General features: G+C 60.2%; 10 protein-coding genes and 1 pseudogene. 8 read left to right on the top strand and 3 right to left on the bottom strand.

Annotated features, from left to right (window positions below):
- Window positions 1-260, top strand: a pseudogene (locus BMY54_RS30760) (IS481 family transposase); the annotation flags it as partial.
- A gap of 83 nt (window positions 261-343) precedes the next feature.
- Here BMY54_RS30760 and BMY54_RS26765 read toward each other — a convergent pair.
- Both BMY54_RS26765 and ompR read right to left on the bottom strand, forming a co-directional pair.
- A complete protein-coding gene (locus tag BMY54_RS26765; protein WP_016986270.1) occupies window positions 344-1,657 on the bottom strand; it encodes an ATP-binding protein in 1,314 nt (437 codons plus the stop codon).
- A gap of 113 nt (window positions 1,658-1,770) precedes the next feature.
- Complete coding sequence (ompR, locus tag BMY54_RS26760; RefSeq protein WP_093440641.1) at window positions 1,771-2,511, bottom strand: osmolarity response regulator transcription factor OmpR; 741 nt, start codon at window positions 2,509-2,511, stop codon at window positions 1,771-1,773.
- A 358-nt stretch (window positions 2,512-2,869) separates the two neighbouring features.
- On the opposite strand from ompR, the gene BMY54_RS26755 reads away from it, so the two are divergent.
- From BMY54_RS26755 to tauD, 7 genes are all read left to right on the top strand, one after another.
- Window positions 2,870-5,194: a Tex family protein gene (locus BMY54_RS26755; protein ID WP_093440637.1), complete on the top strand. Its 2,325-nt coding sequence runs from the start codon at window positions 2,870-2,872 to the stop codon at window positions 5,192-5,194.
- Window positions 5,194-5,577, top strand: coding sequence for a PaaI family thioesterase (locus BMY54_RS26750; protein ID WP_053116527.1), 384 nt, complete (start codon window positions 5,194-5,196; stop codon window positions 5,575-5,577). Before BMY54_RS26755 ends, BMY54_RS26750 begins: the two co-directional genes overlap by 1 nt.
- 270 nt (window positions 5,578-5,847) lie before the next feature.
- Window positions 5,848-7,431 carry a glutamate--cysteine ligase gene (gshA, locus tag BMY54_RS26745; protein ID WP_093440632.1) on the top strand — a complete coding sequence of 528 codons (1,584 nt, stop codon included), beginning with the start codon at window positions 5,848-5,850 and terminating at the stop codon, window positions 7,429-7,431.
- A gap of 450 nt (window positions 7,432-7,881) precedes the next feature.
- Entirely contained in the window at window positions 7,882-8,859 is a 978-nt protein-coding gene (gene tauA, locus BMY54_RS26740) for a taurine ABC transporter substrate-binding protein (RefSeq protein WP_093440627.1), read from the top strand.
- A gap of 16 nt (window positions 8,860-8,875) precedes the next feature.
- Window positions 8,876-9,670, top strand: coding sequence for a taurine ABC transporter ATP-binding subunit (tauB, locus tag BMY54_RS26735; RefSeq protein ID WP_093440624.1), 795 nt, complete (start codon window positions 8,876-8,878; stop codon window positions 9,668-9,670).
- Window positions 9,667-10,506, top strand: a complete 840-nt coding sequence (gene tauC / locus BMY54_RS26730) for a taurine ABC transporter permease TauC (RefSeq protein WP_093440620.1) — start codon at window positions 9,667-9,669, stop codon at window positions 10,504-10,506. Before tauB ends, tauC begins: the two co-directional genes overlap by 4 nt.
- Before the next feature lie 143 nt (window positions 10,507-10,649).
- Window positions 10,650-11,492 (top strand): taurine dioxygenase, encoded by an 843-nt coding sequence (tauD, locus tag BMY54_RS26725; RefSeq protein ID WP_093440615.1) that lies wholly within the window; start codon window positions 10,650-10,652, stop codon window positions 11,490-11,492.
- A 210-nt stretch (window positions 11,493-11,702) separates the two neighbouring features.
- On the opposite strand, the gene mgrA is transcribed toward tauD, so the two are convergent.
- Window positions 11,703-12,740, bottom strand: coding sequence for an L-glyceraldehyde 3-phosphate reductase (gene mgrA, locus BMY54_RS26720; RefSeq protein ID WP_034148469.1), 1,038 nt, complete (start codon window positions 12,738-12,740; stop codon window positions 11,703-11,705).
- Between the last annotated feature and the right edge of the window lie 43 nt (window positions 12,741-12,783).

The raw sequence follows: 12,783 nt of genomic DNA, 5'->3' as shown, positions 1-12,783 counted from the left end.
CGGCATCTGTCTATCGCCCGTCGATACGCGCTTATCCCGGTTACTTGCCTGCGCTTGAATACGGTTCCGATGTTGAAGTACGTAAGGTTCGGTCAAATGGGGAAATTAAATGGAAAGGACAGCTGATTTTTCTAGGAGAGGCTCTAATTGGAGAGGACATCGCGTTGAAGGAAGTGGCTGATGACGCTTGGGAACTGTACCTTTGCAGCCACTGTTTAGGCAGGCTTGAAAGAGGCGCCAAACGCGTTTCAAGCCTGTAAAGGTGTAAACGATGTCCCCGGTCTAATTTGTAAAGGATGTACCGGTCTCTACACGGGCGGCGTTCCGATGAGGGGCTTTTGATCTACACAGCATCCCGCGGCAGCATCAATCCCAACGGCAGCCGCACCCGCGCTTCCAGTCCACCCCCGGACCGATTGCGCAATTCAACATTGCCGCCATGCATCGAAGCAATCCGCTTCACAATCGCCAACCCCAAGCCGGTGCCCTTACCGCCCCGGGCACGATCGCCTCGGGTAAACGGGTTGAAAATCGCTTCAAGTTCCGAAGGATCAATCCCCGCGCCTCGGTCCATCACGCTCAGCACCACATACGGCGCACTGACGTCACCGGACACATAAGCGGCTACCTCAACGCTGCCACCGGCATGGTTCAAGGCGTTGCCGATCAGGTTATTGAGCAAGCGCTTCATCGAGACCCGACGCAGCGGGAACGGCTGAATCGGCTCCAGACGCAAACGCACTTTCTCTTCATTCTGGTTGTATGGCGCCGCCACCTCGCGCACCAGATCAGTCAGATCCACCTCTTCCACCGACTCGTCACGACCATCGCGAATAAACGCGAGAAACTGGTCGAGAATCGCATCCATGTCTTCGATGTCCCGGACCATGTCGTCCGTCAGGTCATTTCGGTCGCCCATCAATTCCAGCGACAGGCGCAAGCGGGTCAACGGTGTGCGCAAGTCGTGGGACACGCCGGCCAGCATCAATTCACGCTCGCGACCGGCCTGTTCGACGTCTTCCGCCATCTGGTTGAAAGCGCGATAGACCTCGGTCATCTCGCTCGGTGTATCGCTGATCGGCAGTCGCACGCTACGGCCCTGACCAAGCTGCCGGGCGGCATACACCAGACGTTTCAACGGCTGGTTGAGCTGACTGACGAAAATCCATGCAGAGGCTGTCGAGAGCAAGCCGATGGCGAGGAACCAGCCGAGCACGTTCCAGATTTTCTGGCCACGCAACGGGTGCGGATACAACGGCACCTTCAACCAGCCATCACCGAGGCTCGGCGCGCGCACCCACAACGCTGGCGGCGAGTGCATGCGCAAACGCACTTCAGTGTCGGCGCCCAGCTCCGCCTGCATTTGTCGCTGATAGATTTCGCTGTACGGCCAGTGCTGTTCGCCTTCCGGCACACCGGCGCCGACCACCCGGATCAGGGTCGCCGCATCAGCAATCTTTGCGCGGTTCTCTTCATCCGCGGCCCAATAGGCACGCAGCGTCAGGGCGACGCCATGGCTGTATTGGCGATCCACCAGCACGTCCTCGTTCATCAATAGATAAACCAGGGTCAGCGCCTTGGAAAACAGCACGACGATGAGCACCAGCCAAAGGGTGCGGGAGAAAAAACTTTGGGGGAACCAGACAGGGGTTTTCATCTATAACCGCTACACACTTGCAGGAGCGAGCAATGCTCGCATATTGCGGATTGCGAGTCTGCGGGCATGGCCGTTCGACCAAAACCTGCAGACCCGCTCCTACAAATCGCCGATCACTTGGTGGCGGCGCCATCCGGTACGAACACGTAGCCCACACCCCAGACAGTCTGGATATAGCGCGGCTTCGATGCATCAGGCTCGATCATGCGGCGCAGACGGGAAATCTGCACGTCGATGGAACGCTCGAGGGCATCCCACTCGCGGCCACGGGCCAGGTTCATCAGTTTGTCGCGGGTCAGTGGCTGACGCGCATTCATTACCAAAGCCTTGAGTACCGCAAACTCACCGGTGGTGAGCATGTGCACTTCTTCGCCGCGCTTCAATTCGCGGGTGGCCAGCGACAACACGTAATCACCGAAGGTGACGTTTTCGTCTTCGCTGCCCGGCGCGCCCGGTACTGGTGCGGCCTGACGACGCAGAACAGCTTTGACCCGCGCCATCAGCTCGTCCGGGTTGAACGGCTTGGCCAGATAATCGTCGGCGCCCAGTTCCAGACCCTTGATACGGCTCATCTCATCGCCCTTGGCGGTGAGCATGATGATCGGGATCTGGTTGTTCGCGGCCCGCAGACGCCGGCACGCGGTCAGACCGTCTTCACCGGGCAGCATCAGGTCGAGGACGACCAGATTGAAAACTTCACGCGACAGCAGACGATCCATCTGCTCGGTGTTCGGTACGGTACGGGCGCGATAGCCCTTGCTGACGAAAAAACGTTCCAGCAGGCTGCTTAAGCCCGGATCGTCGTCAACGATGAGAATTTTTTCGCCTTCAGCAGTTTGTGCAGTGCTGCTCATTGGATGCTCCTTTTAGCTCGGCGCGCATTATGGCGTAGCTGCCGTTATACGCACCGTGTGCATTGTTAGCAGATTTTTCCTTCACTGCCAGAAAACCGGGGTTTATGCCTACAGACTGCGACGCCCCCGAATGACAGAACGCTGGTTATAATGCGCGGCGTTTTGTGCCAGGCAACGTCTGAATCGTTACCGCAGGTGGCAGGCTTTTTTTCCTGCCTAGCGCAGTAATTGTTCGATTTCACGGGTCAATGGGCTGCCTTTTGACCCAGGCAGCGGCAATTTTCTAGCCGCTCAACCAGACTCCGGGCCTTTATTTCCGTGCCTGCGAGCCTGATTTCACAATATGTCAGGTGGTTTTATGGACAGCATCAACAGCCGCATTGCCGAGGAACTCGGCGTACGCCCACAACAGGTCGAAGCGGCCGTCGCGCTACTCGATGAAGGCTCTACCGTTCCCTTCATCGCCCGTTACCGGAAAGAAGTCACCGGCAGCCTCGATGACACCCAGTTGCGTCATCTGGAAGAGCGCCTGCGCTACCTGCGAGAACTCGACGAACGGCGCATCAGCATCCTCGCCAGCATCGAAGAGCAAGGCAAACTCACTCCTGCCCTCGAGCGCGACATCAAACTCGCCGACACCAAGACTCGCCTCGAAGACTTGTACCTGCCGTACAAGCAGAAGCGACGCACCAAGGGCCAGATCGCCCTGGAAGCCGGCCTCGGCGACTTGGCCGATGGCCTGTTCAACGACCCGAACCTGACCCCGGAAACCGAAGCCGCACGCTTCGTCGACGCCGAAAAAGGCGTGGCCGACGTGAAGGCTGCGCTCGAAGGCGCCAAATACATCCTCATGGAGCGCTTCGCCGAAGACGCCAGCCTGCTGGAAAAACTGCGTAACTACCTGAAACAGGAAGCCACCCTCAGTGCCCGCGTCATCGCTGGCAAGGAAGAGGAAGGCGCCAAATTCCGCGATTACTTCGAACACGACGAACCGCTGAAAAGCATGCCGTCGCACCGCGCGCTGGCGATTTTCCGTGGCCGCAACGAAGGCATCCTCAGCTCCGCGCTGAAAGTCGGCGACGAACTGCCGGGCACCATGCACCCGTGCGAGGGCATGATCGGCCAGCAATTCAACATCCAGAACCAGAACCGCCCGGCCGACAAATGGCTCGGCGAAGTGGTGCGCTGGACCTGGAAGGTCAAGCTCTACACCCACCTGGAAACCGACCTGCTCGGCGAGCTGCGTGACGGCGCCGAAACCGAAGCGATCAACGTCTTCGCCCACAACCTGCACGACTTGCTGCTGGCCGCCCCGGCCGGCCCGCGTGCAACACTGGGTCTCGACCCGGGCCTGCGTACCGGCTGCAAGGTCGCCGTGGTCGACTCGACCGGCAAACTGCTTGATCACGCCACGGTTTACCCGCACGTGCCGCACAACAAGTGGGATCAGACCATCGCCATTCTGGCTGCCCTGTGCGCCAAGCACTCGGTTGACCTGATCGCCATCGGCAACGGCACCGCCAGCCGCGAGACCGACAAACTGGCGATCGAGCTGATCAAAAAATATCCAGCGATGAAAATGACCAAGGTCATGGTTTCCGAGGCCGGTGCATCGGTGTACTCGGCGTCGGAACTGGCGGCCAAGGAATTCCCGGATCTCGACGTGTCGATCCGTGGCGCGGTGTCCATCGCCCGTCGTCTGCAGGATCCGCTGGCCGAGCTGGTGAAAATCGATCCGAAATCCATTGGTGTCGGCCAGTACCAGCACGACGTTTCGCAGTTGAAACTGGCGCGTGGTCTGGACGCTGTGGTCGAGGACTGCGTGAACGCCGTTGGCGTTGATGTGAACACTGCTTCGGTGGCGCTGTTGGCGCGGATCTCCGGCCTCAACGCGACGCTGGCGCAAAACATCGTCACGCACCGCGACGAACACGGTGCGTTCAAAACCCGCGCAGCGCTGAAGAAAGTCGCGCGTCTGGGCGAAAAAACCTTCGAACAGGCGGCCGGTTTCTTGCGCGTGATGAACGGCGACAACCCGCTGGACTCGTCGGCGGTGCACCCGGAAGCCTATCCGCTGGTGCAACGCATTGCCGCTGAAACCGACCGCGACATTCGCTCGCTGATCGGCGATGCCGGGTTCCTCAAGCGTCTGGATCCGAAGAAATTCACCGACGAGACCTTCGGTCTGCCAACCGTCACCGACATCCTGCAAGAGCTGGAAAAACCGGGCCGCGACCCGCGTCCGGAGTTCAAGACTGCCGAGTTCCAGGAAGGCGTTGAAGACCTCAAAGACCTGCAATTGGGGATGATCCTCGAAGGCGTGGTGACCAACGTGACCGCATTCGGTGCCTTCGTCGACATCGGCGTGCATCAGGACGGTCTGGTGCACATCTCGGCGCTGTCGGAGAAATTCATCAAGGATCCGCGTGAAGCGGTGAAGGCCGGTGATGTGGTGAAAGTGAAGGTCATGGAAGTCGACATTCCGCGCAAACGCGTCGGTCTGTCGATGCGCATGGGCGACACCCCGGGCGAGAAGATCGACGGCGCCCGTGGCTCGCGTCCAGGCTCGGCGCAACGCCAGCCTTCGAACAACGCGCCGCGCAAGGAAACCGCCACCGCAGCGCCAGTGAACAACGCGATGGCCTCGCTGTTCGCCAACGCCAAGCAGTTGAAGAAACGCTGATGGAGATTCCGGCCGGGCTCGTCGAGAGCGCGTTTTTCAAGCTGTTGGGCTGCCGCCTGCACAGCCTGGAAACCGGGGTGGCGCAAGTCGCCCTGGTGCTGGAACCGGAACTGCGCAATCGCGGCGGCAAATTGCACGGTGGCGCGCTGTTCAGTCTGGTCGATATCGCCATGGGGCTGGCCTGTTCCAGCACTCATGGCTTCGATCAGCAGAGCGCGACCATCGAATGCAAGATCAACTATATCCGCGCCGTTTCCGACGGTGAGGTCATGTGCACGGCGCGGGTGATTCACCCGGGCCGACGTACTTTGGTGGTCGAAGCCGACGTGATGCAGGGCGACAAACTGGTCGCAAAAGCGCAAGGCACGTTCGCTGTCCTGTAGCTACCGGTCATCATTTTGAGTTAATTTCGGCGCAACGAACCTTGTGGGAGCGAGCTTGCTCGCGAAGGCGGTGTGTCAGGCAACCGAAATGTTGGCTGATAGACCCTCTTCGCGAGCAAGCTCGCTCCCACAGGGATTGTGCAGTTCTTGACTGACCGGCAAATGGCCTGCCGCTATAAAACCAGGCGAAAACGCCAGTTTCAACTTCACCCTTGTAGACCGTCTTGCCCACCCCCATATTGGGGCGACTGACGCGTGAAGGAATCCAAATTGAGCGAACTTCTCAACCGCCGCCTGGCTCTGCTCGGCGAGCGCGCTAACCTCTCTCTGCTCGAGCAGTGCCTGCACGGTATCGAACGTGAATGCCTGCGCGTGACCAGCGAAGGTCGCCTGGCGCAAACGCCGCACCCCGAAGCCTTGGGTTCCGCGCTGACCAACGAACAAATCACCACCGACTACTCCGAGTCGCTGCTGGAATTCATCACGCCCGCCCTGCCCGACCCGGCTGATACCTTGGCGAGCCTGGACAAGATTCACCGTTTTGCCTACAGCAAACTCGGCAACGAGTACCTGTGGAGTCCATCGATGCCGTGCCCGTTGCCGGCCGAGGAAGACATCCCGATCGCCTACTACGGCACCTCCAACATCGGTCAGCTCAAGTACGTCTACCGCAAGGGCCTGGCCCTGCGGTACGGCAAGACCATGCAGTGCATCGCCGGGATTCACTACAATTTCTCCCTGCCGGAAAAGCTCTGGCCACTGCTGCGCGAAACCGAAGGTTTTGTCGGCACGGATCGCGATTTCCAGTCGACGTCCTATATCGCGCTGATCCGTAATTTCCGTCGCTATAGCTGGTTGCTGATGTACCTGTTCGGTGCCTCGCCGGCGCTGGATGCAGGCTTCCTGCGCGGTCGGTCGCATCAGTTGGAACAACTTGATCCGGACACGCTGTATCTGCCCTACGCGACCAGCCTGCGCATGAGCGACCTTGGTTACCAGAGCAACGCCCAGGCCGGTCTGACGCCGTGCTACAACGATCTGGCAAGCTACACCGACAGTCTGCGCAAAGCCGTGGCCACGCCGTACGCGCCGTACGTTGAAGTCGGCACGCACCAGGATGGCGAGTGGGTGCAGCTCAACACCAACATCCTGCAGATCGAAAACGAGTACTACTCCAACATCCGCCCGAAACGCGTGACCTACACCGGCGAGCGGCCGATTCAGGCGCTGGTGGCCCGTGGCATTCAGTACGTTGAAGTGCGTTGCCTGGACATCAACCCGTTCCTGCCGATGGGCATCGACCTCACCGAGTCGCGCTTCCTCGATGCGTTCCTGCTGTTCTGCGCGCTGAACGACAGCCCGTTGCTGACCAACACCTCGTGCGGCAACGCCACCTCGAACTTCCTCAGCGTGGTCAAGGAAGGTCGTCGTCCAGGCCTGCAATTGCAGCGTGACGGTGAACCGGTCGAGATGAAGACCTGGGCGGCCGAACTGCTGGAGCAGATCGCTCCACTGGCGGCGTTGCTGGATCAGAGCCATGGCGGCGATGCCCATAGCAAGGCGCTGGACGCGCAACTGGCCAAGGTCAGCGATCCGTCCCTGACACCTTCGGCGCAAGTGCTGGCGGCGATGGCAGAGCACAAGGAAAGCTTTGCGCAGTTCTCGTTGCGTCAGAGTCAGGCACATGCCGAGTTTTTCCGCAGCGAACCACTGGCGGCGGATGAGCAGGCGAAGTTTGAGGAGTTGGCGCGTACTTCTCTGGCAGCGCAGGCTGAGCTGGAGCAGAACGAAGTCGGTGATTTCGACGTATTCGTCGGGTCGTATCAGGCAAGCATTCTCGCAATCAGCAACTAAAAGCCCCTCACCCTAGCCCTCTCCCAGAGGGAGAGGGAACTGACCGAGTTGTTGATGCGAAGTACGCCGACCTGAAATACCGTGCCGAACTCGGCCCTTGAAAAGCACAGAGATCGGCTCCCTTTCCCCTCGCCACCTCGCCCCCTGGGGGGAGAGTGTACTGACCGAGTTGTTGATGCGAAGTACGCCGACCTGAAATACCGCGCCGAACTCGGCCCTTGAAAAGCACAGAGATCGGCTCCCTTTCCCCCTCGCCCCCTTGGGGGAGAGGGCTGGGGTGAGGGGGCAAAGATCTAACGTCGAACGCAAGATCCGAAATATTCACAATCCCCCCGCGCCTTAGATTTTTCCGCTCATAAGCTCATTCTAAAAAGTTATTTATTTACCGATTCTTAGATCATTTAGTCTCCTTTCACGCCGACGCTCGGTCGCCTGATATGGAGCTGTTCAATGAAACTGAATTTCCCGCTTCGCCTGCTCGCCGTAGCCTCCCTGGCTGCCGCGAGTTTTCTGGCCCAGGCCGCCGACCTTACCGTCGCCTACCAAACCACCGTTGACCCGGCGAAAGTCGCCCAGGCCGACGGCGCCTACGAAAAAGCCACCAAAGCCGACATCGCCTGGCGCAAGTTCGACAACGGCGCCGACATCATCGCCGCCATCGCCTCCGGTGACGTGCAGATCGGCTATCTCGGTTCGAGCCCGCTGACCGCCGCGATCACGCGCAAAGTCCCGGTCGAAACCTTCCTAATCGCCACCCAGATCGGCGCCGCCGAAGCACTGGTCGCTCGCGACGCTTCCGGGATCAAGACCCCGCAAGATCTGATCGGCAAGAAAATCGCCGTGCCCTTCGTGTCCACCGGTCACTACAGCCTGCTCGCCGCGCTGAAGCACTGGAACATCGACCCGTCGAAGGTCACCGTGCTCAACCTCGCCCCGCCAGCGATCATTGCCGCGTGGAAACGCGGTGACATCGATGCCACCTACGTGTGGGATCCGGCACTCGGCGTGGCCAAGGAAAACGGCAAAGTGCTGATCACCTCCGGCGAACTGGCCAAGTTTGGCGCGCCGACCTTCGATGCGTGGATCGTGCGCAAAGACTTCGCCGAGAAGCACCCGGAAATCGTCACCGCGTTCGCCAAGGTCACCCTCGACGCCTACGCCGACTACCGCAAAGACCCGAAAGCCTGGCTCGCCGATCAGTCCAACGTCGACAAACTGGTGAAACTCTCCGGTGCCAAGGCCAGCGACATTCCGCTGTTGCTGCAAGGCAACGTCTACCCGCTGGCGGCGGACCAGGTCGTCAGCCTCGGCGCGCCGACCACCAAAGCCATCACTGACACCGCCGCGTTCCTCAAGGAGCAAGGCAAGGTCGAAGCGGTTCTGCCGGACTACGCGCCATACGTCAGCGCCAAATACATCACCAACTGATCGGGAGTTAACCGCGATGGCCTTGCTACAGCTGGAGCGCATCAGCGCACAGTACCCGGGCAGCCCGACACCGGTGCTGGCGGATATTTCTCTGACCCTGGGGCCTCAGCAATTGCTGGTGGCTCTCGGCCCGTCCGGCAGTGGCAAGACTTCGCTGTTGAACCTGATTGCCGGTTTCGTCGAGCCGAGCGCCGGGCGCATCACCCTCGACGGTGTGCCGGTCAAAGGCCCGAGCGCCGAACGGGGCGTGGTGTTCCAGGATGATGCGTTGCTGCCATGGCAGGACGTGCTGGCGAACGTCGCGTTCGGTCTGGAGCTGGCCGGTATCGCCAAGGACAAGCGCGAAAAAATCGCCCGTGAAATGCTCGCGCTGGTTGATCTTTCAGGGTTCGAAAGTCGCCGCATCTGGCAACTCTCCGGCGGCCAGAAACAACGTGTTGGCCTCGCCCGCGCCCTCGCCGCTGATCCGCGCGTGTTGCTGATGGACGAGCCTTTCGGTGCCCTCGACGCGTTCACTCGCGAACAGATGCAAGAGCTGTTGCTGCAAGTCTGGCAGCGCACGGCCAAACCGGTTTTCCTGATTACCCACGATATTGAAGAAGCGGTTTTCCTCGCCACTGACCTGATTCTGCTCGCACCGAATCCGGGGCAGATCGTTGAGCGCCTGCATCTGGATTTCGGTCAGCGTTATGCCGCCGGTGAATCCGCCCGGGCGATCAAATCCGATCCGAGTTTTATCGAAACCCGCGAACACGTGCTGAGCAAAGTGTTCTCGCAACGCAGCGCCGGGCAACGGCAGGAGCGCGCATGAGCAGTTACGACGTTTCCTCGGCTGCGGTAAAACCGGTCAGCGCTTCGGCGGTCATTCCTGTACGTCGCAGCCTCAGCACGCGCTGGATCAGCCTGCTGACGCTGTTCGCGTTGTTGGCCATCTGGTGGGCGGTGACTGCCACCGGGTTGATCGAACCACTGTTCCTGCCGCCACCGTCCGCCGTGCTGCAAAAGGGCTGGTTGCTGGCGACTACCGGTTACATGGATTCAACGTTGTGGCAGCACCTCGGCGCAAGCCTGAGCCGCATCGGTCTGGGCCTCGGTTTTGCGATTCTGACCGCCGTGCCGGTAGGCATTGCCATTGGCGCCAACCGCATCGCCCGTGGCGTGCTCGATCCGCTGATCGAGTTCTACCGCCCTATCCCGCCGTTGGCTTATCTGCCGCTGATCGTGATCTGGTGCGGCATCGGTGAGTTGTCGAAAGTGCTGCTGATTTATCTGGCGATTTTCGCGCCGATCGCCATTGCCACGGCGACCGGTGTGCGCACGGTTGATCCGGCGAAGTTGCGTGCGGCGCAGTCGTTGGGCGCGACGCGTTTGCAGCTTATTCGTCATGTGATTTTGCCCAGCGCTCTGCCGGACATTCTCACGGGTGTGCGTATTGGTCTGGGCGTGGGTTGGTCGACCTTGGTTGCTGCTGAACTGATCGCGGCCACCAGCGGTTTGGGCTTCATGGTGCAGTCGGCCGCGCAATTCCTGGTCACTGATGTCGTGGTGCTGGGGATTCTGGTCATCGCCCTGATCGCCTTCGCCATGGAAATGGGCCTGCGCGCCCTGCAGCGCAAACTGGTGCCGTGGCACGGCCAGGCCCACTAAATCGCCTTGTGAAAATTCCCCTGTGGGAGCGAGCCTGCTCGCGATTGCGGTGTGTCATTCACCACAGCATTGACTGCCAGTCTGCAATCGCGAGCAGGCTCACTCCTACAAAAGCTTGAACCCCGAATTCGAAGAGAAAGACCATGAGCAGCCTCAATATCACCCCATTAAGCTCAGCCCTCGGCGCACAGATCAGTGGCGTCGACATCAGCCAGCCGTTGACCCTGGAACACCGCGACGCGATCGAGCAGGCGCTGCTCAATTATCAAGTGCTGTTCTTCCGCAACCAGCCAATCGAACCGCCGCAACAAGCGCGTTTCGCCGCGTACTTCGGTGACCTGCACATTCACCCGATCTACCCGAACGTACCGGAACAACCGGAAGTGTTGATCCTCGACACCGCCGTCACCGACGTGCGCGACAACGCGATCTGGCACACCGACGTGACCTTCCTGCCGACGCCGGCGATGGGCGCGGTGCTCAGCGCCAAGTTGCTGCCGGAGTTCGGTGGCGACACGCTGTGGGCCAGCGGGATTGCTGCGTACGAAGCGCTGTCGGCGCCAATGAAAGCCTTACTCGAAGGGCTGACCGCGACTCACGATTTCACTCGCTCGTTTCCGCTGGAGCGCTACGGCAATACGCCGGAAGCGTTGGCGCAGTGGGAAGAGGCCCGACGCAAGAATCCACCGCTGTCGCACCCGGTGATTCGTACGCATCCGGTCAGCGGGCGGCGTTCGTTGTTCGTCAATGAAGGCTTCACGTCGAAGATCAATGAGCTGTCGGAAACCGAGAGCGAGGCGATTCTGAAGTTTCTGTTCGCCCATGCAACGCGACCGGAATTCACCATTCGCTGGCGTTGGCAGCAGGACGACATTGCGTTCTGGGATAACCGCGTGACTCAGCATTACGCGGTGGATGATTATCGGCCGGCGCGGCGGGTGATGCAGCGGGCGACGGTGTTGGGGGATGTGCCGTTTTTTCGCTGAGTCCTTTTAAAGGCAAAAGCCCCTCACCCTAACCCTCTCCCAAAGGGAGAGGGGACTGACCGAGGTGTTTGTACAAGCTACATCGACCTGAAATATCGGGTTGAACTCAAGCTTTGAAAGGCATGAAGATCGGCTCCCTTTCTCCCTCGCCCCCTGGGGGAGAGGGCTGGGGTGAGGGGGTTGGATCTTGCTGATCCAACCCAATCGTCATCACTCCGCCGTCGAAGGCTTCTCCCAAAGATTGATCCCACCCTCTTGGGCAAACCGGTCAATCTCCGCCAATTCCTCAGCACTGAAGCTCAAATTCTTCAACGCCCCGACGTTCTCGATAATCTGCTCCGGCCGGCTCGCACCAATCAGTGCCGAGGTCACCCGAGGATCCCGCAACGTCCACGCCAGCGCCAGTTGCGCCAGGCTCTGGCCGCGACGCTTGGCGATCTCGTTCAATGCGCGCACATGAGCGATGTTGGCATCGGACAGGTGCGAAGCCTGCAACGAACCGCCGCCCGGACGATTGACCCGCGCATCCGCCGGCACGCCGTTGAGGTATTTGTCGGTGAGCAGACCTTGCGCCAACGGAGTGAAAGCAATCACGCCCGTGCCGAGTTCATCGGTGGTATCCAGCAGGTCTTTTTCCACCCAGCGATTGAGCAGGTTGTACGCCGGTTGGTGAATCAACAGCGGCACTTTCCACTCTTTCAACAGCGCAGCGATCTCGCGGGTTTTCACCCCGGAATACGACGAGATACCGATGTACAACGCTTTGCCCTGTTGCACCGCGGTGGCGAGGGCGCTGGCGGTTTCTTCCAGCGGGGTGTCCGGGTCGAAGCGGTGCGAATAGAAGATATCCACATAGTCCAGACCGAGCCGTTGCAGGCTCTGGTCGAGGCTGGCCAGCACGTATTTGCGCGAACCGCCGCCCTGGCCGTAAGGGCCGGGCCACATGTCCCAACCGGCCTTGCTGGAGATGATCAGCTCGTCGCGGTACTGCTTGAAGTCTTCGCGCAGCAGACGACCAAAATTGATCTCGGCGCTGCCGTAGGGCGGGCCGTAGTTGTTGGCCAGGTCGAAGTGGTTGATGCCCAGGTCGAACGCGGTGCGTAACAAGGCGCGCTGGGTGTCGATCGGCGTGCTGTCACCGAAGTTGTGCCACAGACCCAGCGACAACGCCGGCAGCACCAGACCGCTGCGGCCGACGCGGCGGTAAGGGATGGAGTCGTAGCGGTTTTCGGCAGCGGTGTAAGTCATCGAATCCTCTCTTGTCTGTCTTGAATAGGGTGTCGACTGCTTC

It is taken from the genome of Pseudomonas sp. ok266, assembly GCF_900110195.1.
Taxonomy (GTDB): domain Bacteria; phylum Pseudomonadota; class Gammaproteobacteria; order Pseudomonadales; family Pseudomonadaceae; genus Aquipseudomonas; species Aquipseudomonas neuropathica.
Note: the sequence above shows the minus strand (reverse complement) of the source record. Positions and strands in the feature narration are given on the sequence as shown.